Origin of the sequence: Paenibacillus glycanilyticus (assembly GCF_030161375.1) — a bacterium.
Lineage (GTDB): Bacteria > Bacillota > Bacilli > Paenibacillales > Paenibacillaceae > Pristimantibacillus > Pristimantibacillus glycanilyticus_B.
Genome location: NZ_BSSQ01000001.1, coordinates 363,972 through 385,711, shown reverse-complemented (window position 1 = coordinate 385,711; position 21,740 = coordinate 363,972). Strand labels below are relative to the sequence as shown.

At 48.3% G+C, this 21,740-nt stretch carries 24 protein-coding genes; 17 read left to right on the top strand and 7 right to left on the bottom strand.

What is annotated here, in order from left to right:
* Positions 1-80 precede the first annotated feature (80 nt).
* The 3 genes from QQK89_RS01535 to QQK89_RS01525 all read left to right on the top strand — a co-directional run bounded on the left by QQK89_RS01535 (position 81) and on the right by QQK89_RS01525 (position 2,517).
* Entirely contained in the window at positions 81-935 is an 855-nt protein-coding gene (locus tag QQK89_RS01535; RefSeq protein ID WP_284236649.1) for an alpha/beta fold hydrolase, read from the top strand.
* 257 nt (positions 936-1,192) lie between these two features.
* The gene (locus QQK89_RS01530; RefSeq protein ID WP_284236648.1) at positions 1,193-1,921 is read left to right on the top strand and encodes an MBL fold metallo-hydrolase; all 729 of its coding nucleotides are present in this window, start codon (positions 1,193-1,195) and stop codon (positions 1,919-1,921) included.
* Positions 1,922-1,935: 14 nt separating this feature from the next.
* Positions 1,936-2,517: a TetR/AcrR family transcriptional regulator gene (locus QQK89_RS01525; protein WP_284236647.1), complete on the top strand. Its 582-nt coding sequence runs from the start codon at positions 1,936-1,938 to the stop codon at positions 2,515-2,517.
* Here QQK89_RS01525 and QQK89_RS01520 read toward each other — a convergent pair.
* Positions 2,512-3,384 (bottom strand): AraC family transcriptional regulator, encoded by an 873-nt coding sequence (locus QQK89_RS01520; RefSeq protein WP_284236646.1) that lies wholly within the window; start codon positions 3,382-3,384, stop codon positions 2,512-2,514. The two genes, QQK89_RS01525 and QQK89_RS01520, sit on opposite strands and share 6 nt — an antisense overlap.
* A 167-nt stretch (positions 3,385-3,551) precedes the next feature.
* On the opposite strand from QQK89_RS01520, the gene QQK89_RS01515 reads away from it, so the two are divergent.
* The 6 genes from QQK89_RS01515 to QQK89_RS01490 all read left to right on the top strand — a co-directional run bounded on the left by QQK89_RS01515 (position 3,552) and on the right by QQK89_RS01490 (position 10,327).
* Positions 3,552-4,832 (top strand): glucuronate isomerase, encoded by a 1,281-nt coding sequence (locus tag QQK89_RS01515; RefSeq protein ID WP_284236645.1) that lies wholly within the window; start codon positions 3,552-3,554, stop codon positions 4,830-4,832.
* A gap of 69 nt (positions 4,833-4,901) precedes the next feature.
* A complete protein-coding gene (locus tag QQK89_RS01510; protein WP_284236644.1) occupies positions 4,902-5,240 on the top strand; it encodes a hypothetical protein in 339 nt (112 codons plus the stop codon).
* A gap of 158 nt (positions 5,241-5,398) precedes the next feature.
* Entirely contained in the window at positions 5,399-6,631 is a 1,233-nt protein-coding gene (locus QQK89_RS01505; RefSeq protein WP_284236643.1) for an MFS transporter, read from the top strand.
* Between the two features lie 111 nt (positions 6,632-6,742).
* Positions 6,743-7,042 (top strand): ArsR/SmtB family transcription factor, encoded by a 300-nt coding sequence (locus tag QQK89_RS01500; protein WP_284236642.1) that lies wholly within the window; start codon positions 6,743-6,745, stop codon positions 7,040-7,042.
* Between the two features lie 28 nt (positions 7,043-7,070).
* Positions 7,071-9,569: a DsrE/DsrF/DrsH-like family protein gene (locus QQK89_RS01495; RefSeq protein WP_284236641.1), complete on the top strand. Its 2,499-nt coding sequence runs from the start codon at positions 7,071-7,073 to the stop codon at positions 9,567-9,569.
* Between the two features lie 62 nt (positions 9,570-9,631).
* Positions 9,632-10,327 (top strand): hypothetical protein, encoded by a 696-nt coding sequence (locus tag QQK89_RS01490; RefSeq protein ID WP_284236640.1) that lies wholly within the window; start codon positions 9,632-9,634, stop codon positions 10,325-10,327.
* Between the two features lie 60 nt (positions 10,328-10,387).
* On the opposite strand, the gene QQK89_RS01485 is transcribed toward QQK89_RS01490, so the two are convergent.
* Complete coding sequence (locus tag QQK89_RS01485) at positions 10,388-10,615, bottom strand: 3-dehydroquinate dehydratase (RefSeq protein ID WP_284236639.1); 228 nt, start codon at positions 10,613-10,615, stop codon at positions 10,388-10,390.
* Positions 10,616-10,929: 314 nt separating this feature from the next.
* On the opposite strand from QQK89_RS01485, the gene QQK89_RS01480 reads away from it, so the two are divergent.
* From QQK89_RS01480 to QQK89_RS01465, 4 genes are all read left to right on the top strand, one after another.
* Entirely contained in the window at positions 10,930-11,700 is a 771-nt protein-coding gene (locus tag QQK89_RS01480; protein WP_284236638.1) for a sugar phosphate isomerase/epimerase family protein, read from the top strand.
* A 32-nt stretch (positions 11,701-11,732) separates the two neighbouring features.
* Positions 11,733-12,752: a Gfo/Idh/MocA family protein gene (locus tag QQK89_RS01475; RefSeq protein WP_284236637.1), complete on the top strand. Its 1,020-nt coding sequence runs from the start codon at positions 11,733-11,735 to the stop codon at positions 12,750-12,752.
* 374 nt (positions 12,753-13,126) lie between these two features.
* Positions 13,127-13,918, top strand: a complete 792-nt coding sequence (locus tag QQK89_RS01470) for a CAP domain-containing protein (RefSeq protein ID WP_284236636.1) — start codon at positions 13,127-13,129, stop codon at positions 13,916-13,918.
* A 118-nt stretch (positions 13,919-14,036) separates the two neighbouring features.
* Positions 14,037-14,684: a 3D domain-containing protein gene (locus QQK89_RS01465; RefSeq protein WP_284236635.1), complete on the top strand. Its 648-nt coding sequence runs from the start codon at positions 14,037-14,039 to the stop codon at positions 14,682-14,684.
* 31 nt (positions 14,685-14,715) lie between these two features.
* Here QQK89_RS01465 and QQK89_RS01460 read toward each other — a convergent pair whose 3' ends face one another.
* Entirely contained in the window at positions 14,716-15,516 is an 801-nt protein-coding gene (locus QQK89_RS01460; RefSeq protein ID WP_284236634.1) for a polysaccharide deacetylase family protein, read from the bottom strand.
* A gap of 130 nt (positions 15,517-15,646) precedes the next feature.
* Positions 15,647-16,912: a methyl-accepting chemotaxis protein gene (locus tag QQK89_RS01455; protein ID WP_284236633.1), complete on the bottom strand. Its 1,266-nt coding sequence runs from the start codon at positions 16,910-16,912 to the stop codon at positions 15,647-15,649.
* 240 nt (positions 16,913-17,152) lie between these two features.
* Between QQK89_RS01455 and QQK89_RS01450 the strand changes: the two genes are divergently transcribed.
* The gene (locus QQK89_RS01450) at positions 17,153-17,554 is read left to right on the top strand and encodes an O-methyltransferase (protein WP_284236632.1); all 402 of its coding nucleotides are present in this window, start codon (positions 17,153-17,155) and stop codon (positions 17,552-17,554) included.
* A 464-nt stretch (positions 17,555-18,018) separates the two neighbouring features.
* Complete coding sequence (gene trpS / locus QQK89_RS01445; RefSeq protein ID WP_284236631.1) at positions 18,019-19,008, top strand: tryptophan--tRNA ligase; 990 nt, start codon at positions 18,019-18,021, stop codon at positions 19,006-19,008.
* 30 nt (positions 19,009-19,038) lie between these two features.
* Here the strand turns inward: trpS and QQK89_RS01440 are convergent, their stop codons facing one another.
* On the bottom strand, positions 19,039-19,221 hold the full coding sequence (locus QQK89_RS01440; protein WP_284236630.1) for a DUF5325 family protein: 183 nt from the start codon (positions 19,219-19,221) through the stop codon (positions 19,039-19,041).
* A gap of 130 nt (positions 19,222-19,351) precedes the next feature.
* Between QQK89_RS01440 and QQK89_RS01435 the strand changes: the two genes are divergently transcribed.
* Positions 19,352-19,573: an alpha/beta-type small acid-soluble spore protein gene (locus QQK89_RS01435; RefSeq protein ID WP_284236629.1), complete on the top strand. Its 222-nt coding sequence runs from the start codon at positions 19,352-19,354 to the stop codon at positions 19,571-19,573.
* Between the two features lie 161 nt (positions 19,574-19,734).
* On the opposite strand, the gene QQK89_RS01430 is transcribed toward QQK89_RS01435, so the two are convergent.
* Positions 19,735-20,724: a metal-dependent hydrolase gene (locus QQK89_RS01430; RefSeq protein ID WP_284236628.1), complete on the bottom strand. Its 990-nt coding sequence runs from the start codon at positions 20,722-20,724 to the stop codon at positions 19,735-19,737.
* 85 nt (positions 20,725-20,809) lie between these two features.
* Between QQK89_RS01430 and QQK89_RS01425 the strand changes: the two genes are divergently transcribed.
* The gene (locus QQK89_RS01425; RefSeq protein ID WP_284236627.1) at positions 20,810-21,127 is read left to right on the top strand and encodes a hypothetical protein; all 318 of its coding nucleotides are present in this window, start codon (positions 20,810-20,812) and stop codon (positions 21,125-21,127) included.
* Positions 21,128-21,129: 2 nt separating this feature from the next.
* Here QQK89_RS01425 and gerQ read toward each other — a convergent pair whose 3' ends face one another.
* Positions 21,130-21,693 carry a spore coat protein GerQ gene (gene gerQ / locus QQK89_RS01420; RefSeq protein ID WP_284236626.1) on the bottom strand — a complete coding sequence of 188 codons (564 nt, stop codon included), beginning with the start codon at positions 21,691-21,693 and terminating at the stop codon, positions 21,130-21,132.
* Positions 21,694-21,740: the final 47 nt, after the last annotated feature.

Sequence of the window (21,740 nt, the reverse complement as noted above, 5' to 3'; positions counted from 1 at the left end):
TTTTTTTGAAAATGTGTCGGGTTTTATTTGAGTGTGCATTTTTGCATTTAACCAAATTCGAATGAAGTGAGGAATTAACCATGAGCGAAAAGTTAATTAAAATTAACGGAATTGATATATGCACGGAAAGTTTCGGGAATCCCAAAAATCCAGCGATCCTACTGATTATGGGAGCCATGTGTTCGATGGTCTATTGGGATGAAGAATTCTGTCAACGATTAGCCGACACGGGACGATATGTTATTCGTTATGATAACCGAGATGTCGGACGTTCCATTGCCTATGAGCCGGGAAATTCCCAATATACCGTGGAAGACATGGCTGATGATGCTGTTGGGGTACTCGATGGATACAATATTGACGAAGCACATATTGTGGGAATGTCATTAGGAGGTATGATTGCTCAAATCATAGCATTAAGGCATCCTCAAAGAGTTCTAACCATAACCTTGATTGCGTCGAGTATTTTCGGGTCTGATGACAACAATCGGGATTTGCCTCCGATGGATGAGAAGATACTCGCTTACCATGCTAATGGAGCTACATTGAATTGGTCAGATGAAGAATCTGTTGCAAATTACTTAGTTGCAGGTTCAGGCTTACTTTGTGGTTCAAAGCATAAATTCGATGAGAAGAGAGCTTATAAGCAGGTAAGAAAAGAAATAAAACGTGCTAACAATCTCCTCAGCATGTTTAATCATGCACTTCTTAAAGGTGATGCTTCCTATGAGGGGAAGATAAAAGGAATCAAGGTACCTGCTTTGGTTATCCACGGCACAGAAGACACGGTGCTTCCATATGAGCATGGTCTAGCTCTTGTTAATGAAATTCCCAATGCATCGTTACTAACCCTCAACAGAACGGGGCACGAAATACATTTCGACGATTGGGATAATATAATTAACGCTATTTCGAACCATACTTCAGTCGTGTAAGCTTTGCAAGACTTGGTTCGAATAGCGCGTCACGCTAACGAGACAATGCAGCAGCCGGTTAATAATGCCGGCTGCTGATTGTATTTATGGGCAAATACTTGTTCAGAACTTAAACGGACTTTCTTGTCGTTGTACTACAACGACAACACCACGCTTTTTTCTAATTTTAGGCAAAAAACCACTTGTCAAAACTAATGGTATTAGTTATTATAAAACTAACGATATTAGTTTATAAGCAAAGGTGGTTAATTAAGAAGATGAAAATGACTCGTAACGAGCAGGTTTATCAGCTCACTTATTTGCCTAGTATTTTTCCGGTGAATTGTTATTTGGTGGAGGAAGAAAAAAGCTTAACGTTGATCGATGCGGCTTTGCCTAACAATGCGGCAGCCATTCTGGATGCAGCGAAGCAGATTGGCAAGCCAATTACCCGTATTGTGCTGACACACGCGCATGGTGATCATATCGGAGCATTGGATGCGCTGAAGAAGCAACTGCCTGATGTAACCGTATATATTTCGGCCCGTGATTCCCGGCTTCTTGATGGGGACCGTTCTCTGGATGCAAGCGAGGCGGATACGCCGATCCGCGGCGGTGTTCCTAAACCAGGGAAAATCGTTACTCGCCCGGATGTGCTGCTGCAGGATGGTGACCGGGTAGGTTCGCTGCTCGCGGTGTCCACGCCTGGCCATACGCCCGGTTCGATGTCTTTCCTCGACTCTCGGACTCATGCTCTGATTGCGGGGGATGCGTTCCAGACTAGGGGCGGCATTGCCGTAAGCGGTCAGATGCGTCCGTGGTTTCCGTTCCCGGCGATGGCGACTTGGAACAATATCGAGGCGCTCCGCAGCGCAATGAAGTTGGTTAAACTTAAGCCAACGCTGCTCGCGGTTGGACACGGGGAGATGCTGATTCATCCTGAAGCCGCTATGGAAAAGGCGATTCGGGAAGCATCCCGCAAACTTGATGCCGTCATTACGAATTAGGGAGTGAAAGAGAGATGTCACCTAGAATAGGCTTGGATCTGCCCACGATTATACAGCAAGCAGCCGATCTCGCGAATGAGAGCGGACTCGAATCCGTAACCCTCGCTTCCTTATCGCAGAAGCTGGGGATCCGCTCCCCTTCTTTATATAACCACGTGAACGGATTAGGCGATCTGAAGGAGAAGCTGGCCTTGCACGGTCTGACAATCCTTCACGACAAGCTGCTTCGGGCAGCCGCGGGAAGATCGGGAGACGATGCCGTATTTGCGATAGGGATGGCCTATATCGGATTTGCGAGAGAACATCCCGGTTTGTACGAGGCAACGCTGCCTGCCCAGCAGACGGAGGACGCCCAATTGATTAAAGTGAGCGAGGAGCTTGTTCAACTTATCGCGCAAGTGATTCATTTTGCTTACGCGATGAAGGAGGAGGACACGATCCATCTCGTTCGGGGCTTCCGCAGCTTTATGCATGGGTTCGCATCGCTTGAACGAAGCGGGGGATTTGGACTGCCGGTTGATCTCGACGCCAGTATTCAGGTTGTGCTCAAGGCTTACCTTGCGGGAATTAAGGAGCAATTCGGCATTTCCCTATAACAGATCGGTATCCTGATAAGACCGGGCAATTCCCCTGCGGTAATCGTCGGGCGATTGTCCGGTAAATTTTTTGAACGTTTGGCTGAAATGGGAGATGTATTTGAAACCAACCTCATAGGCGGTTTCCGTAATTGACCGTTCCGGGTTCATCGTAAACAACATTTTGGCTTGGTTAATCCTTCGCTGGTACAGGTAGTGGAACAAAGTGATACCGGTCGTTTCCTTGAAGATCTTCACCAGATAATGTTTGTTTAAATGCATATAATCCGCCACATCGCCAAGCTGAAGGTCTTCGCGGTAATGCTCTTCCATATACGAAATAAGCTTTTGCACGTTCTGGTGCTTAATGCTTCTGGGCGGCGAGGCTTGTCCGTTGCCATGGCTTGGCTTGCTGGCGAATTCATAAATGAGCAGCAATAGTTCTTGAAAACATACAATTAGGCGGTCGTGCGACAGCGGATCTTCGTTTAGCTTAAGGCTACATAATCGCTCCAGCAGCGGTTCGATCTTGGCTTGCTCCTCCGTACTTAGCGAGAACAGCCGGTTGGTCTGGCGTTCAAAGGGCTGGAGCAGCGGAACGACAAACGGCGGCTGGAATAATCCCGCGGCAAAAGCGGGGTCGAAATGAACAACGGTTCTGCAATATTCAAATCGGTCGTCAATGGACGGGTAATGAAGGGTCATGCCGTTCATTAGGATGAGATTGCCGGGAGCCAGCTCGTAGATGCTGTCGCCGATCAGAAGTTTGCATTTGCCGCTATGGAAATAATAAATTTCATATTCCAGATGGGAATGAAAGTCCGTAGGAATCTGGGATGTATTGTACATCGCTTCGATCGGAAGCTTATATCGTTCTTGAGTGATCATTCGAATCCTCCGCGTATGAAATCAGCTGCAGATTCATTATACTGCGCACCTCCTAAATACACCAACCACATATAAATCGGACCTTCATGAACGATAACCGGATAGAAGCGGTTCGAACCCTCGGGTGGTACGATTGTGCTTAGGACAAGTCCAAGGAGGATAACCATATGATCAAGGAACAATTAACGATAGAATCCGTTACTACAATGAAAGAAACCGTTGAACGGCTGGCGATGACCATGCCGGTAACGGATATGCATACGCATTTATTTTCCGCCGATTTCGGCAACTTGCTTCTCTGGGGCATTGATGAACTTCTTATATATCATTATCTTATTTCGGAGTCTTTCCGTTGGTCGGATGATCAAGAATCGTACGATGCTTTCTGGGCCATGTCGAAGCGGGAGCAGGCGGACTGGATTTGGAACAAGCTGTTTATTGAACATTCGCCGGTCAGCGAAGCCGCTAATGGCTTCATTACGATCTTGCACCGCCTTGGCTTCGATGTATCTTCGCGTAATTTGAATGACTACCGCGAAGCGCTTGCAAGCCGCACAACCGCACAGCAAGTGGATGAAGTGCTTCGCATCTCGAATGTCAAACATGTTCTCATGACCAATGATCCGTTTGATCCGGAGGAGCGGGACGTGTGGCTGAACCGCGGCGGTAACACGGATCCCCGGTTTTCGGCAGCGCTACGCGTTGATGCCTTGCTGAATGACTGGCCAAATGCGGTTCAGCAGCTTCGTTCGCTTGGCTACGAGGCTTCGGAGGAATGGACGGAACGTACTATAGAAGAAGTAAGCCGCTTCCTGTCGGAATGGATTGTGCGCATGGATGCTTTATATTTGGCCGTATCGATGCCGGGCGATTTTGTTTATCCCGCCGAAGATCATCGTACTCGCATGATTGATGAAGCGATGGTACCTGTCTGCCAGCAGCATGGCATTCCGTTTGCGCTTATGATCGGGGTTCGCCGCCGCGTGAATCCAGAGCTTCGGCTTGCCGGCGATATGAGCATGGATTCGGACGTGTCCGCGGTTGAAGCGTTGTGCAGACGTTACCCGTCGCAAAAATTCCTTGTGACCATGCTTGCGCGGAGCAACCAGCATGAGCTTACAGTGCTTGCCCGCAAGTTCCGCAACTTGATGGTGTTTGGCTGCTGGTGGTTCCTTCACATCGAATCGATGGTGGAGGAGATGACCAAATTCCGTCTCGAGCTGCTTGGCACTTCCGTTATTCCACAACATTCGGACTGCCGCGTATTCGAACAGCTGATCTACAAGTGGGAGCATTCGCGCCGCATCATCGGCCAGGTGCTCGCATCGAAATATGAGCGTTTGTATAACAGCGGATGGAAGGTCACCGAAGAAGAGATCAAGCGCGACCTGGATGATTTGTTCAACCGCAATTTCTGGCGTTTCCTTGGCAAGGAACAACCTGAGTAAAATAAATCGAATGTCTGCTGGTCAGCGCCATATACTGTTGTAACGCAACGGGAATGGAGGCGACTATTCGTGTCCGAGAAACGATTGCCGCGAAGCTCCCTTCTGTCGCTTGGCGGCATGTTATTTCCAATTGTCGTGCACGGCATTCATCTGCTTATTCCGCTTCTGATCACGGGTGGCGTAAGCGCGCTAGAAACATCCAATAAGCATCATGGCGGCGGAACGGCCGGTATGATGGGCGATCCGTTTATGGACGGGATCATGCTTGGCATTATGATTGTGTCGGTTTTGTTTACAATCGCCTACTTAGTCCGTATCTGGCGTCTTCGGGATTGCAGCCGTACCGCGGCTTGGTGTTATACCGGCGCGTCTGCCGCCTGCTTTGGTCTGTTATTTATCGTATTGTAATTCTTCATGCAAGAACAGGATTTCGGCCCGATGAGGGCCGATTTTTCATGTCCGCCCAAGTCCGTAAAAATGACTGTTGCGCTTTCCGACAATCTCTGCTCTAATGGGTATGTCTTACAAAATAGAATAGGCCAGTGGAGCGAAAGGATTGCAGCGGGATGGAAACAAAAGGCAGTGTTTATAAGCTGGGGATACAGATGACGCCTCGAGTCTGGTTTAATGCGCGGATCGATTTGAGCGCAACATTATTGTTTAGTATTTTTAACGTTGTATTAAATCAATTTTTTATGCCGTTCGCCATTCAGGAGGGGGCTAATAATCTGGAGGTTGGGCTTTTGTCTGCCGCGCCTGCAGTAGGCCTGTTGTTCTCGCCGTTTTGGGCGGCCTGGATCGAGAAAACGGGCAACCCCAAACCGTTTGTCATTATACCAAACGTCATTGGCAGATTATTGATCATTTTCCCGGCATTATTCGCTCATCCATCGGTTTACGTTGTAACAGCTATGGCCTTTCAAATATTAATGGGGATTCAAGCTCCTGCTTATGCTTCGCTTGTTGCGCGGATGTATCCGTCTAACGTAAGAGGGCGTCTTATGGGTTATGTCCGGGTAGCAAGCGGTGCGCTCATGATTCCTCTTGCCTATATCGTTGGTTCTTGGGCCGACTCGGCTGGCCCATCGGGGCCACTGATCACAGCCTCTATATTTGGAGTTGCCTCCATCTTTCTGTTTAATTCGCTGAGATTGCCGAAGCAGCCTGTGCCCTTGCAGTCCCGCAATGCGGCGAAGTTCTCGCTCAAAGACCAGTGGTCGCTGGTCTCCGGGAATCGCAAGCTTGCCGTGTTTCTCGCGGCAACTACGTTTGCCGGATTTGGCAATATGTTGTCCAATCCGCTGTATCAGATTATTCAGGTGCAAGTGCTGGAGCTGAGCAATGTGCAGATCGGTTTTGCCCGCATCTCTTACTTTGCAGGTCTCTTGTTGACTTATTTGATTGCCGGCCGCTTGATTGACCGGATTGATATCAAACATGTTCTGTTATGCGGCATTAGCGCCTATGCGATTGTACCGATGTTGTACGGGGTATGGGGAACTTATGCGGCTGTTATTGTAGGCAATGGCATTCAAGGGGTAGGCGAAGCGATCTGGGATATTGGAATTCTAGCTTTTGTATCCCGATTAGCTCCCGGCAGGGAAGCGGCTGTATTTGGCGTCCATCTCATGCTGTTTGGGGTGCGCGGTACGGTAGGACCTTTGCTAGGCGCCGGTTTGTCGGACAGCGTATCGCTTACGATGCTGCTTGTTATTGCCTCGATCTTCGGCTGGGTTGGAACAGCTTTGTTCCTGTTAGGCAATCGGAAAGTATCGGATATAGAATCAGCATCTAGCTAAAGTTAAACGAGGAAGGACCTGAATAAGGTCCTTTTTTTGATGGGTTGCTTTTATAATCGTTATATCGTAATATTACGATATTGTAATCTACTGACCTTAAGAGGTGTACCAATGGACAACAACTTTAAAGCTTATGACGATGCTGCCGAAATGCTCAAAGCGCTGGCGCATCCGGTGCGGTTATGTATCGTGAAGGGGCTGCTTCAGAAAGGGCGCTGCAATGTTTCGTTTATGCAGGACTGTCTGGATCTGCCGCAATCAACCGTCTCCCAACATCTGCAGAAATTGAGAAGCGCCGGGATTGTAGCAGCCGAGCGAAGCGGTTTGGAGATTCATTATACAATCGCGTCTCCCAAGATTGCGAAATTAATTCAAGCGATGTTCAGCGAAGATCTACCTATCCAACAATAGAACTTACCATCAGGAGGCATCAGGCAACATGAGTAAAAAAATAATTATCGTCGGAGGCGTTGCGGGCGGAGCTTCCGCTGCGGCAAGATTGCGAAGACTGGATGAGCAAGCGCATATTATGATGTTCGAACGGAATGATTATATTTCGTTTGCGAACTGCGGCTTGCCTTATTATATCGGCGGCTCCATCAAGGAGCGCAGCAAGCTGCTGGTTCAAACGCCAGAAGCGATGTTCCGAAGATTCAACCTCGATATTCGCACGCAAAGCGAAGTAACGTCGATTAACCCGGCTGCCAAGACCGTAACGGTTCGCAATCTGGCATCCGGCGAGCAATATGAAGAAAGTTACGATCAAATGATCTTGTCGCCGGGAGCAAAGCCGATTCTACCGGATGTGCCCGGCGCTGATCTACCCTCTATTGTTTCCCTTCGCAACCTGGCGGATACGGACCGCATTAAGGCGAAAGTAACCGAGGCTGATACGCGTTCGGCGGTTGTCATTGGCGGCGGGTTTATCGGTATTGAAATGGCGGAAAACCTGAAGGAACTAGGTCTGAACGTGACGCTTGTCCAAGCCGGCAATCAGATTCTATCCCCGTTTGATCCGGAGATGGCCGGGATTATGGCGAAGGAACTGGAGGATAACGGGGTACAGCTGTTATTTAACGAAAAGGTTCAATCGTTTGCTGAAGCGGGTCCTAACCAAGTAGAGGTCCATCTGGCTTCCGGCCGTGTACTGCTTACGGAACTTGTTATATCCGCCATTGGCGTAACGCCGGATACCGCTTTCTTACAGGGAAGCGGCCTAGCCTTTGGTTCGCGTGGACATATTGTGGTGAATGAGCACATGCAAACCAACTTCCCTGACATTTACGCGGTAGGCGATGCCATTGAAGTGACGGATTTCGTCAGTGGCAAGCAAACCGCGATTCCGCTTGCGGGTCCGGCTAATAAGCAAGGGCGGATCGCAGCTGATAATGTCGCTGGCCTACCGACAACCTTCAAAGGCACGCAAGGCACTTCGATTATAAAAGTCGTTGGCTTAACGGGTGCGGCAACCGGCAGCAATGAGAAGACGCTTCGGGCCAAGGGGATCCCTTATCATGTCACTTATGTGCATCCAAACTCGCATGCCGGCTATTATCCAGGCGCGGTACCAATGTCGCTGAAGCTGCTCTTTAATGAAGAAGGCCGAATTCTCGGCGCACAAGCGGTTGGACGCGATGGCGTAGACAAACGGATTGATACGATTGCAACGGTGATGAGGCTAAGGGGATCGGTTACCGACTTGACGGAGCTTGAATTGGCTTACGCCCCTCCATTCTCCTCGGCGAAAGATCCGGTGAACATGGCAGGTTATACGGCAGAAAATATTTTGTCCGGGCTTACGGATGTATTTGTTGCGGAGCAGCTCTCTTCACGCGATCAAGAAGGTACCCTCCTCGTTGATGTGAGATCCGAGATGGAGCATAATAACGGGCATATCCCCGGCTCTATGCTAATTCCGGTCGACGAGCTGCGAAGCCGTCTAGGCGAGCTGGACCGCAATAAGGAGATCTGGGTGTATTGCCAGGTTGGCCTTCGCGGTTACACGGCTTCGCGTATTTTGAGGCAAAACGGCTTTAAAGTTAGAAACTTGACCGGCGGCTACAAAACGTACATGCTGACGCTATACAAGCCGGATCGCAACGAGAAACTTCAAACCCCTGTTGAATCTGCGCGTTTCCGGGCTATTGCGACAAGCAAACAGGAAGTCGCTGCCTCGGCAGCGCCAACGGAAGCCGTGCTGCAAGCCGACGCTACGCTCGACGCCTGCGGTTTATGCTGCCCAGGTCCGCTTATTCAGGTGAAGCAACAGATGGACACTTTAAAAGCAGAGGATGTGTTGCAAGTTACCGCGACGGATCCCGGCTTTTATGAAGACATTAAAGCTTGGGCAGGCATGACGCATAACCGGGTGGAGAAGTTGACGAAACTTAAGGACGGCACGATTGAAGCCTACGTCCGGAAAGGCGCAGCAACAGCCGGCATCCCGTCTGAAGTCAACCGTCAAACCCCGGATAACAGCACGATGATCGTGTTTAGCGGAGATCTCGACAAGGCCATTGCATCCTTTATTATTGCCAATGGAGCAGCTTCAAGCGGCAAAAAAGTAACAATGTTCTTTACGTTCTGGGGTCTTAACGTCATTCGCAGGCCGGAGAAGATCGAAGTGTCCAAATCGTTGGTCGGACGAATGTTCGGCATGATGATGCCACGCGGCAGCCGCAAGCTTGGCTTGTCCAGGATGAACATGATGGGCATGGGAACCAAAATGATCCGGGGCGTTATGAAGAGCAACAACGTTTCTTCGCTGGAAGAACTAATTGAGACGGCTATCGCGCAAGGTGTTGAGGTCGTAGCCTGCCAAATGTCGATGGACTTAATGGGGATCAAGCAAGAAGAGTTAATCGATGGTGTCAAAATCGCCGGCGTTGGATATTATTTGGGCCAAGCTGACCAGTCGGGCATTAATCTGTTCATCTAGTTCATTTCTCGTTCATATTGGTCTGTTACAATGCATGCAAAAGGCCAAAAAGGGGAATGCGAATGATGAACAACTGGAAAATCGTATTAAGCGCTGTAGCAATCTCGGTTGCATTGGCGGGCTGCGGGTCCAAATCCGAGGATACGGGAACAACCGCAAATCAGACGAGTGGACAAGCCGGTCAACAAAATCAGGGGCAGCAAGGGTTCCAGGGCAGAGCGATGATGGGGACGATCGGCAAAATCAAATCGATTAATGGTCAGACGATTACGATTTATAAATCGTCTTTCCAAAGACCGGAGGGAGACGGCCAAGGCAGACCTTCTGGGGATGCTCCGCAAGGCGATGCTCCTAATGGAAATCCTCCTTCGGGCGATCCTCCCCAAGGCGATAACGGAACGGCTCCTCAAGCCGGCGATGGTCAAAATGGCGGCGGCCAGCGCCAACGCAACATGGAGAATATGTTCTCCGACGAGACGATGGACATTACGGTAACCGATGCTACCAAGATTGTATCCGCTACTTTTGCCGACGGCAAGATGACCGAAACTGACAAGACGCTAGCCGATTTGAAGGCTGATGATATTATTACCGTACAGCTGAAGGACGATACGCAGGAAGCGGAGTCTATCCGTTTAGGCGGATTTGGCGGCGGAGGTTTCGGCGGTGGCGGTGGCGGCCGCGGCGGACAATTCCAGAACGGCGGCGGAGCGGCAGACGGTCAACAACCGGCCGATCAGCAGACAACGACGAACTAATAAAGAAGCCAACTGCATCCTCGGGATGCAGTTGGCTTTATTTTATTGCTATTATATCGATTAGTAGAGTGAGATCGTTAGAGTGTCTTTCTCGTATAGCGAATGCAAAGTTGCTTCGCTGCCGTTAATTTCAACGCTGATCAATGACTTGATGCAATTTTTCAAGGCATTTTTACCCGTTGTAAGCTTGCGGTTAAGCACATCAGATAATTTCTCGATCGATTTTTTATTCGTATCAGCTAAGTAAACGGGAATTGTACGGTTATTAAACAGGATCATGGTTTTCATAGGGGAATGCCTCCATTCCATTAATAGACTTTGATATATCATATACGAAACAAACAAGCAGAAAGTTTCGTTTCATATGATTTCGTACATATAACTTGCTTTCTGACCCCATTGTAAGCTACAAAGATTAAGATAATCTTAAAAAATGGTTATGATTTCTTTACAAATAAAGGGCAAACGCAAGAAATGACAAAATCGCATAAAAAAAGAGTAATAAGACAACTGTTTTTTTATTTCCTACTACCCGTATAATGAGAAGCGTAAACACTAATAAACAGCCACAATGAATTGAATGATAAAGGAGTGCTTGACAGGTGACACGTCCGGGTATCGGTTTACAGTTGTATACACTTCGTGAGGAAACAGCTCAAGATTTTGAAGGTACATTGCGCAAAGTTGCGGCGATGGGCTATGAAGGCGTTGAATTCGCCGGCTACGGAGATATTCCAGCCGAACAAATGAAAGCGCTGCTAGACGAACTGGGTCTGGTTGCAATCGGCAGCCACGTGCCTCTTACAAATCTTGAAACAAAGATCGAAGAGGAAATTGCTTATTTGACAACAATCGGAGCGAAATACGCAATCTGCCCGTGGCTCCCTGTTGAAGCTCGCGATACAGAAGCATGGAGAAAGCACCTTGTAAACTTCGCGGAGTTCGGTAAGCGATTCCAAGAAGCAGGCATTGTATTCTGCTACCATAACCATGAATTCGAATTCGAAGTTGAAATCGACGGCGAAATCGTATTTGACAAGCTTTACGCGACAATTGGCGCTGATCTGCTGCAAGTGGAGATGGACCTCGGTTGGGTTCAATATGCTGGCCGCGACACGCTTGAATATATTTCGAAATATGCCGGCAGACTGCCGCTTGTTCACTTGAAAGACTTCGTTAAAAACAACGAAAAAGCAGAAATCGACACGGTTGAGCTTGGTCGCGGCGATCTCGACTTGATTCCGCTTATCAAACAATCCGAGCAAGCCGACGTCAAATGGCTGATCGTAGAGCAGGACCGTTGTGCAAATCCGCCGATTCAATCGGTTGAAGAAAGCATCAACTGGCTGAAAGCTAATTATTTGAACCAATAATTTTTTGATCATAGAAGAGGCAGGGGAAAATCATGAGCAAGGTTAAAGTTGCAGTAATCGGTTGCGGTTCCATCTCCAAACATCGTCACATTCCCGAATATGCAAGCAATGAGAATGTTGAGTTTGTAGCTTTTGTTGATCCGGTTATCGAGCGCGCAGAGGAATACGCGGCGAAACACGGCGGCAAAGCTTTCGCGGACTACGAGACTATGCTGGCCGAAGTAAAACCGGACGCAGTAAGCGTATGTACGCCTAACTACCTGCATGCACCGATGGCGATTGCAGCAGCTAACGCTGGCGCGCATGTTCTCGTTGAGAAACCAATGGCCGTTACGGACGAAGAAGCGGCAGCAATGATCGAAGCGGCGGCTAAAAACGGCGTGAAGCTGATGGTTGGCCACAACCAACGTCTGATGCCTCCGCATGTTAAAGCGAAACAAATTCTCGAATCCGGCGTACTTGGCCGCGTTCTGACTTTCCGCACATCGTTTGGCCATCCTGGTCCGGACGGCTGGAGCGTTGACGGTGCTGGAAGCTGGTTCTTCCGTAAGCCTGAAGCTATCATGGGCGCAATGGGCGATCTCGGCGTGCACAAATCCGACTTGATCCGCTACCTGCTTAATGATGAAGTATCTGAAGTAGCTGCATTCATCGGCACGATTGACAAAGCCGGCGATGTAGACGACAACGCTAACGTAGTTGTACGCATGCAAAGCGGTGCGATCGGTTCCCTGGTTGCAAGCTGGACGTATTACAAAGGCGAAGACAACAGCACGGTTCTGTGGTGCGAAAAAGGCGTTATGAAAATCGGCACGCATCCGGAAGACCAAGTTATCGTGGAACTGCGCGACGGTTCTGTAGAGAAACACAGAGTTGGCGAAATCTCGACAAACACCAAACAATTGTCCAGCGGTGTAGTTGATGCTTTCATTGATTCGATCGTAAACGATACGGTTCCTGCTATTCCAGGTGAAGAAGGCCGCAAATCGCTGCAAGTGATTCTTAGCGCATTTGAATCGCAAGCTACAGGTCAATTCATCAAAGTGAACTAATCGCTATTAATAGAAGAAACTCCTCGGGAGACCGCCAATCGGCGTGTTTTTTCGAGGAGTTTTTCTTTGTTTTGCGATCATTTGAAATCGCTTTCTTAAAGGATTCTAATATTTAATGCGATTTGAATTTAAATATTCTGACTATTGTTTCGGACAACCAACGGGCGCCTGATTTTGAGCTGTTTTCGAAAAGTGAGCACATTCTCATAAACGGCTTCAAACGCCTATATATACAGGAAATGCTGGGCTTTTCCCAGTTTTTGTGCCATGAAACAAGTTAGAAACACATGTTACGATAAGTGGCGTCGGAGGGCAAGTGAATAACGAGACAACAGCTTTTATCCCATATAAAACTTATCTAGGAGGATGATTTCATGAAGATGCAAACATTACGAGTAGGTGTCGCTAGCTTGGCAGCAGCAGCTTTGATCAGTGTAGGTGTAACGACTCCAACTGCAGGTGCAGCACCAGCTGTGAAGACTTACTCCACAACATTAAATACAGTATCGGTTGAACAAATCAACGAGATTGCCAAGCAATACGGTATCGACCTGAGCAAGATTACTTTCGGTGGCATTACCATTCAATTGCCAACGGAAATTACAAAACCAAGCACGGGTACAGGCAACACAACAACACCAACGAAACCAACAACACCAACGAAACCAACTACACCAACAAAGCCTACAACACCAACGAAGCCAACAAACCCAAGCACGGGTACTGGTAACAGCGGCAACACAGGTAACAGCGGTAACACTGGTAACACAGGCAACACTGGTAGCGGAACAGTATCGCAAAGCGAATTTGCATCCCAAGTTGTAACGCTTGTGAACCAAGAGCGTGCGAAAGCTGGTCTGAAAGGTTTGACAAGCGACGCATTGTTGACTAAAGTTGCGACTGCAAAAGCGCAAGACATGTACCAAAACAACTACTTTGACCATAACTCCCCAACTTACGGTTCGCCGTTTGACATGATGAAATCGTTTGGCGTGACTTACAACTACGCTGGCGAGAACATTGCTATGGGTCAAAAATCGCCAACGGAAGTAATGACCGCTTGGATGAACAGTGCTGGTCACCGCGCTAACATTCTGAACGCTAATTACACGAAAATCGGCGTAGCTTACGTGAACGGCGAATGGGTACAAGAGTTCACTGGCTAACAGTCATTCCAATTAGATGAATCCGGCGTCAGGCGGTTTCCGCCTGACGCTTTTTAATAAAGACATAGATCTTTATCCAATTACTTAGATTACGCAACACACCTAGGAGGACAAGACAATGAAGAAAGCTTCAATGATGACGACCGCAGTACTTGGATTATCTCTTCTGTTTGCCGCAGGATCGGTTCACGCAGCCAGCAAAACTTATACGGCAGTTGATGGCGATACGTTCTGGAAGCTCTCGAAGAAATATTCAGTATCCGTTGATAAGCTCATGAAAGCGAACTCAAAGATTGATCCTTTGAATATTTACGCCGGTCTTACAATTGTCATCCCGACTAACACAACGGCCAAAGCCGCAACTACGGTTAAAGCTACCGCAGCAGCAGCAGCTTCGAAGGTTACGGCTCAAAGCGTAACGGATTCGGCTGGGATCATTCATACCTTCAGCAAGCAGCTGTCGGTTAAAGCAACCGCATACAGTGGCGCAGCATCCGAGAATGGCGGTTGGGCAGGCCTCGATTACTTTGGCAACCAGCTGAAGGTTGGTACAGTTGCCGTTGACCCTAAGGTCATTCCGCTGGGCACTAAGCTTTACATTACGGGTTATTCTTCTAACGGCCTTCCAACAGGCGGCATGATTGCGACTGCTTCCGATGTTGGCGGTGCGATCAAAGGGAACCGCGTCGATATTTATTTGCCGGGCACACCTGCAGAAGTTAGCAAATTCGGCATTCAAAATATTAAAGTTTTTATTCTCAAATAAACAAGATAACCGGAAGCCCTGTGGCTTTCGGTTATTTCATTTTATCGGCGGGTTGCTTCAGCAGTTCTGGAAGCGTGACGAATTTATAGCCTTTTTTTCTAAGTTGTGAGATGAGTACGGGCAGAGCTTCAATGGTTCCCGTCAAATCTTGACCATAACCTCCACCTGCATGCTGCAGGACAATAGATCCTGGCTGCAGGGTCTTTTTTATGTTGTGCAAAACAATACCGCTGTTCGGATTATTGCGCCAATCAACCGAATCCACATCCCAATTGACTACTGTATAGCCGCTTTGTTTGGACCAAGCCACTTGAGAGGGCAGCATTTCCCCGTACGGAGGTCTTACAAAACGCGGATGATAGCCGATAAGCCGGCTGACGATGGCATCCGTGCGCCAGATTTGGGTATGAAATTCTCTTGGCTTCAATTGCGACATGACGGCATGATTATAAGAATGATTTCCTATAATATGCCCTTCGCGATGAATTCTCCGCACCAGTTCCGGATGCTTTAAAGCGCGGGAACCTACAACAAAAAACGTAGCGCATACATCATAGCTGGCCAGAGTATCTAAAATTTGCGGCGTAAATCTAGGATCCGGCGCATCATCAAAGGTAAGGGCGATTCTTTTCGCGTTTCTTGGCCCGTTGATGATAAAAGAATCGGGAAACTGCTTATGCATACTGACCCAGGACATATCCGGGGCCTTTTTTTTCTTTTGCTTGGATGGGGGTGCCGCATGAGTTTGATCTACAGATGTGAACAGCAATACGATGGCAATCAAGATGATCCATCGTTTGCCTCTGCCGGAGTGAGACGGCATCCGCTTCATTATGGAATGGCCTCCATTTCGTTTGGTGAAGCTATTTTTCCCATTCCTCCGGGTATCATGCGCTACAATTTAGGGCAAAAACAAAAAATCGGCTATGCATAAGCATAGCCGATCGTTCTATAGTCATCTGTTATTTCATCTTGAATACTTGAATCGTGCGTTGAAGTTGCGTCGCCATATTCAGCATCCGTTCGGTCTCCTGGACTACGCCTTGGACGGATGCGATCTGTTCATTCATGGAGGCGGATACTTGCTCCGTGCCGGCTGCGGATTGCTCCGTAATGGCAGAAATGTTCTGGATGGCATCGGAGATTTTGCGAGCGCTCTCCAGCATTTGATCGCTTTCTCTTGCGAAGGCTGAAATCTGCTCGGTAATGAACTGCACGCTCTGTACGATCTCCGCAAATACCATCTCGGATTCGCGAATCCGTTCGGTTTGCATTTTTACAACTTCTTCATTCACTTTCATATGGTTAATCGATTGTTTGATCCCTTGATCGATGCTCTTCACGAGATTGAATACTTCCTTGGTGGAAGCTGTTGCTTCTTCCGCGAGCTTACGTACTTCCTGGGCAACCACCGCAAACCCGCGGCCGTGCTCGCCTGCGCGCGCGGCTTCAATGGAAGCGTTAAGCGACAGCAGGTTAGTCTGCTCGGCAATATCGGAGATCGCATTTGTCATCGCCGTAATGCCTTGCGCTTTCCGGGCAAGATCGGTAATCGTCTCGGATACTTTTTCGGTTGCCTCTACGTTGCGGCGCATTCCGTCGGATTGCGCTTCAAGCGCTCCGCGGCCTTTATCGACAAGGCCAAGCGTGAACTCGGAACGTTCGTTCATTTCCCGTGTTGCGTCAGCGTAGTTGGCTACTTTTCTCTCAATCTCGGCAATGGATTCGCTCATGTCCGCGACATCCTCGGATATTTCGTTTGCTCCGGTAGCGAGTTCATTCGAGGAGGCTGCAACCTGCTCCATCGCGGTTTGGATATGATTGTTTTTATCGAAAATATTGCGGCTTGTTTCCGAAACATGCCTTGTAATATTGGAGGTTTCGGTCAAGATATCGCGCAGCTTGTCCACCATGCTGTTGAACGCATGGCCGACCTCGCCAAGGGATGCATTAGAAGCGGTATCGATTCTTTGCGTGAAATCGCCTTTGGAGATCCGGAACGCCGCATTTGACATCTCTTCAAAGGAGGAGTTTAAAGCCTTTTCGATAAATCCGACGGTCGGATAGGCGAGAATGGCCAATACCACCGTTACGATTATACCGGCAAGGAAGGAGCCGCCGCTAAATAACAGGACTAAGTTTAAGGCAATTGCAACCAATACCAAATTGAAATAAATGGAGGTCATCAGCTTACTTCTAACGGATAAGGAATAGTACCATTGGCTCATTATGTAAGCGCTCCTTTTTATAGAATAACCATATTATAGCATCGAGGTTGAAATTGGTCTATAAATGTCGAATAAGATCGGATCAAAATCTGTAAAGAGAGAATGTAATTGACTGATAATTGTAAAAAATACAATTAACTATATTGTCAATTTATAGAAATGATTTTATAATCAGACCTGAGAACCAGTTTATTACAACTGGTTACATCATTTTCAGGGTAGAAAGGAGGAGAAATTATAATGAATTTAGATGCTATGCCATTAGCACGGCAAGTTGACTATGTCTTTCGCCAATTAGAAGAGGAATTGACACACGCGGTTGGAGGATCCGTTCATATCCATATCCGGAACAATGCGGTAGGCAAATTTGGCCTTCGGCATAATCCGATAGAGAGCAGAAACGGCAAGCTGGAACAAGACGGAGACGGAGGTATGACGCCAACCCAGGTTCAGGACTTTCGCAAACTTGCGATTGATGCTTTGAAATTAAGAAGGAATTGGACGCATGGCGAGATTGTGTATGACTTCTCGGTCCGGCGAAACGCGGGCACCTGGTCGGCTAGCATCTGTTATGAGTCAAATTACAATACATCAAACTGGAGTTATCGTTACCAGCATCCTAAACATAATATGTTCGAATAGATGTTATTGCTCGAGGATTCCGTCCGTGGAATCCTCGAGATTTATTTTGTCCCGCGACTTCCCGAATGCAAGAGCGTAGGCCGACTTTGTAATTGGGCTTGACATGGCGGTGGCGACTTGCGCTATAATCAGGGTACGAAATGCGATGATAGGAACAAGTAAGCGCAGGTGTTTATGCGAAGCAGAGAGCTGGCGGACGGTGCAAGCCAGTGCAAACCTGACTGCCGAATGGATCCTGGAGCGGAAAGCGGAACGCAGCCTTTGATGCGCTGTCTATGCTTCTCCGGCTGTTCCCCGTTACGGAACAATGAAGGCTTGTTGCTGATCTCCGGCCCCGATGATTCGGGCTATTCCGGGAGGCAAGAAGTAAATTAGGGTGGCACCACGGTCCCTCGTCCCTTGCGGCGGGGGATTTTTTGCGTTCACGGAAAGTTTATTGCGATAAGAAAAGGGGACGAACGTTTATGAAAAAAGTGCTTTCAGGCATTCAGCCGAGCGGCCAGCTTACGCTTGGCAACTACATCGGCGCGATGCAAAACTTTGTAAAGCTGCAGGAATCGGAAGAATGTTTCTTTATGGTCGTTGATCTTCATGCCATTACCGTGCCTCAAGATCCTGCGATGCTGCGCGAACAGACGGAATCCGTAGCCGCATTGTTTATTGCGGCGGGTATTGACCCGGCGAAAGCGAATATCTTTGTACAATCCCATGTACGCGCTCATGCGGAGCTGGGCTGGATCCTAACGACTCTCACCGGCATGGGCGAGCTTGAGCGCATGACGCAATTCAAAGACAAGTCAGCCGGCAAAGATTCGGTAGGCGCCGGACTGTTTGTGTATCCTTCGCTGATGGCTGCGGATATCCTTGTGTATAACGCGGACCTTGTACCGGTAGGCGATGACCAGAAGCAGCATTTGGAGCTTACGCGCGATCTGGCGAACCGCTTCAACTCGAGATTCGGAGATTACTTCACGGTTCCGGAGCCTTATATTCCGAAGGTTGGCGCAAGAATCATGTCGCTTGACGACGCAAGCAAAAAGATGAGCAAGAGCAATCCGAACGCAGGCAGCTACATCGCCCTGCTGGATGAGCCAAGCGTTATCCGCAAAAAAATTAGCCGCGCGACAACCGATTCCGGCCGCGAGGTGAAATACGATCCGGCTACTAAACCGGAGATCAGCAACCTGATCAGCATTTATTCGCATTGCGCGAATATTTCCATTGCCGAGGTTGAGGCGCGTTACGAAGGCCAAGGCTACGGTCCGTTCAAAAAGGATCTGGCCGAGCAAGTCGTAGCTGTGCTTGAGCCGTTGCAGCAGAAATACAAAGCGATCCGTGAATCCGGCGAGATTCATGCGATCTTGAAGCAAGGCGCCGAACGCGCTTCGGTGCTTGCGGACCGTACGCTAGCCGATGTAAAAGAAAAAATGGGCTTCCTTGCCCCACGCAGCTAATCATAAAACAAAGGCTGACGCTATGAAGCGTCAGCCTTTGTTTTCGTTACGGCGGCGTAATCTGGCTTTTACGATAAAACCTCCGCCAATCGATACTAATGTAAGAATACCAAACAAAACAGCCAGCCATGCGCTGAAGGACATCGAGATGGCCGTAGCGCACATGAGCAGGACAGAAACAACGGCAAACAGCAAAGATAGTGGTTTAGACAAGGTTTGCGACTCTCCTTTACGGATGCTTAATATTATTTTTTGAGGTTAGCATAATTTGCGTGAACATGCTCATAATAAGCTTGCAAGCTTGCAAAACATCACAGTGCTCAACTGAAGGGAGATTATCAGCATGGCTAGCAACAAATCGAGCAATCAATTGGTGGTACCTCAAGCACAGCAAGCTCTTAACCAAATGAAAATGGAAGCAGCTTCGGAGCTTGGAGTACAAATTCCAGCCGACGGTTACTACGGTAACGTTACATCTCGCGAAACAGGTGCGTTGGGTGGATATATTACTAAGAAACTTGTCCAAATCGCTGAACAACAATTGTCCGGCGGCAGCTTCCGCTAATCGTTTTTAAATACACAACGCTTCAGAGGAAGCCAAAAAAAGCTCAAGGGTTAATCCCTTGGGCTTTTTTTCTTTTCATTAATAACCGGTCCGCGCAAAAAAAGCCCCTTCTTATTGTGCGTCAGGGGCTATCCATAGTCAAGTTAAGTTGAAGTTGTTCGTTAATACGAGTTCATGCGCAGGCGTTTCATTAGTCGATCGTCGCTTAGCCATCCGACATAGGAACCAACGGTCTCATATTCTTTGTTCATCAACAGGACCGCAACAAACGGGTATTGCTTCCGGTGCCTGTACCTGACATCCGACCAACGGACTTCATATCCCCAGTCATGCTCTTTTACTTCCGCGCAAGCAAATTTGGTGAAATAAAGGAAAGAACGGATCGCATTGTCGTTTCTCGATTTTGCAACGGCGGGATGATCGGAGCATTTGACCTTATCCAGCCATCTAAGCTTGCCGTCCCGCAAATCCCCTACTACAAAGCTGCCGTCCGTTGCGTGCTTGACGATATTCCAATGCGTCAACGATATCGTCGGAATCGCCACGTAAGCTTTTGTTCCGCTACCCGGTTCCGGGTCAAGCGAAGGAAGCTTTCGCAACGTACTTCTGTGAGCGAGCGTCCGCCATGTATAATAGATGATGGTCACTGCGTACAAGAGCGGAAAAATAACAACGGGATTAGCCAATCCAAAAGCCCACATCAGAATAGCAATGACATGAGTGGCAAAAATAACAGGGTCGAAAATATGGATAATGTTCCATGAAATCCACTTCTCGGTGAAAGGGCGCATCGCTTGCGTGCCATAAGCGTTGAACAAATCCGTAAACACGTGAACGCAGACGGCAAGCAGCACCCAGGAACCGACATGGAGCCAAGGAAGGCTGCCCCGGTAAAACAACTGAAGCAGTCCGGTAATAACAATCGTCCAGATGGCGATAGCCGGTAAGGAATGCGATATGCCCCTGTGGTTCCGAATGTAACTGGCGTTCCCTTTGAGCCGCAAGAAAGTATCAAAGTCCGGAGCCTGTGACCCGATAATGGTTCCGATCAGGACAGCTGTGAAGATGGATGTATTATTAGCGACAACGGGATCGATACAGGCCAGACCGGCTAGTCCAATACCCATGACAAGATGCGTTCCTGTGTCCACGGCTAGACCTCCTTAATTCAATTCAATTATGTAGTAGTATCAACGGAGAAGCGCCACTTTATCAGTGGCAAAAGAAAGGGGAAGGATGACCGAGATGTACATCTGTTTTGCGGAATATAAAATTGCAGCCGACCATCGCGATACCTATTTAGCCTACACCGATACTTTAATGAAGGAATCTGACGGCAATGTCCAATTATATGAAGGAACGGATCAAATCAACCTGTTTGTAGAGATTTGGACAGCAGCGACGGAAGAAGAGGCAGAGGAAATAAAAAAAGAACGCTGCAATGAGCGTTCTTCTTGGTACCGTGTCTCCGAATGGATTCCCGGAGGTACGGACAAAATGCATGTATGGACATTCAAGCCGACGGGGGTTGGCTCAAACGCCGGTCATCCTTAAATTTAGCGGTTGGTCAGCGGAGTCGTATTTGTAATTGTACCGCCTTGGAACGGATATTCGTAAGCGATTTCGCCTTCAAAGGTTACATAATCCAGGTTCAATGTAAGCAGCAGATAACGCATGCCAGTTGAAGGATCGCTAATGATGATGTGGTCGCGGCCGGCAGCCTCGATAATACCGCGGAATACTTTCGCGTTCCATTCGCGGTTGTTCTCGTAAGTCATGTAGAAGGTAGCCATTTTACCGCGGTTGAGGCGCAAAATGTTCTCTACATACGATTCTTCCATAACCGGAACGGTTACGATGTTTCCGCCGGATGGCGTAATGAACGAACCGCTTGGTACCATTGGTACGGATTGAGCGCCCATTGTGCCTGTTCCTTGTTGCATCAAGGGCATAGGCATAGGTGCAGGCATTGGCATTGGCATAGGCATGTTAGGCGTAGTGCTGGCAGGAAGTACGGATGTAGGGACGCCATAGCCGCCGCCTCCGAATGGGCTGACACCGCCGTAACCGCCTGTGCTGGCCGGACTTACTCCATTTTTGTAACCATAACCGTAAGACATGCTGTTGATCCTCGCTTTCAATCTTTGAAATTTGTTGATGAATCATT

Excerpts from the sequence above, each read along its gene's own strand:
- QQK89_RS01425 (WP_284236627.1), top strand. The coding sequence starts at position 20,810 with ATGACCGAGATGTACATCTGTTTTGCGGAATATAAAATTGCAGCCGAC.
- QQK89_RS01450 (WP_284236632.1), top strand. The coding sequence starts at position 17,153 with ATGAATTTAGATGCTATGCCATTAGCACGGCAAGTTGACTATGTCTTT.
- gerQ (WP_284236626.1), bottom strand. The coding sequence starts at position 21,693 with ATGTCTTACGGTTATGGTTACAAAAATGGAGTAAGTCCGGCCAGCACA.
- QQK89_RS01465 (WP_284236635.1), top strand. The coding sequence starts at position 14,037 with ATGAAGAAAGCTTCAATGATGACGACCGCAGTACTTGGATTATCTCTT.
- QQK89_RS01530 (WP_284236648.1), top strand. The coding sequence starts at position 1,193 with ATGAAAATGACTCGTAACGAGCAGGTTTATCAGCTCACTTATTTGCCT.
- QQK89_RS01475 (WP_284236637.1), top strand. The coding sequence starts at position 11,733 with ATGAGCAAGGTTAAAGTTGCAGTAATCGGTTGCGGTTCCATCTCCAAA.
- QQK89_RS01505 (WP_284236643.1), top strand. The coding sequence starts at position 5,399 with ATGGAAACAAAAGGCAGTGTTTATAAGCTGGGGATACAGATGACGCCT.
- QQK89_RS01435 (WP_284236629.1), top strand. The coding sequence starts at position 19,352 with ATGGCTAGCAACAAATCGAGCAATCAATTGGTGGTACCTCAAGCACAG.
- QQK89_RS01525 (WP_284236647.1), top strand. The coding sequence starts at position 1,936 with ATGTCACCTAGAATAGGCTTGGATCTGCCCACGATTATACAGCAAGCA.
- QQK89_RS01500 (WP_284236642.1), top strand. The coding sequence starts at position 6,743 with ATGGACAACAACTTTAAAGCTTATGACGATGCTGCCGAAATGCTCAAA.
- QQK89_RS01520 (WP_284236646.1), bottom strand. The coding sequence starts at position 3,384 with ATGATCACTCAAGAACGATATAAGCTTCCGATCGAAGCGATGTACAAT.
- QQK89_RS01485 (WP_284236639.1), bottom strand. The coding sequence starts at position 10,615 with ATGAAAACCATGATCCTGTTTAATAACCGTACAATTCCCGTTTACTTA.
- trpS (WP_284236631.1), top strand. The coding sequence starts at position 18,019 with ATGAAAAAAGTGCTTTCAGGCATTCAGCCGAGCGGCCAGCTTACGCTT.
- QQK89_RS01535 (WP_284236649.1), top strand. The coding sequence starts at position 81 with ATGAGCGAAAAGTTAATTAAAATTAACGGAATTGATATATGCACGGAA.
- QQK89_RS01495 (WP_284236641.1), top strand. The coding sequence starts at position 7,071 with ATGAGTAAAAAAATAATTATCGTCGGAGGCGTTGCGGGCGGAGCTTCC.
- QQK89_RS01490 (WP_284236640.1), top strand. The coding sequence starts at position 9,632 with ATGATGAACAACTGGAAAATCGTATTAAGCGCTGTAGCAATCTCGGTT.
- QQK89_RS01470 (WP_284236636.1), top strand. The coding sequence starts at position 13,127 with ATGAAGATGCAAACATTACGAGTAGGTGTCGCTAGCTTGGCAGCAGCA.
- QQK89_RS01515 (WP_284236645.1), top strand. The coding sequence starts at position 3,552 with ATGATCAAGGAACAATTAACGATAGAATCCGTTACTACAATGAAAGAA.
- QQK89_RS01455 (WP_284236633.1), bottom strand. The coding sequence starts at position 16,912 with ATGAGCCAATGGTACTATTCCTTATCCGTTAGAAGTAAGCTGATGACC.
- QQK89_RS01460 (WP_284236634.1), bottom strand. The coding sequence starts at position 15,516 with ATGAAGCGGATGCCGTCTCACTCCGGCAGAGGCAAACGATGGATCATC.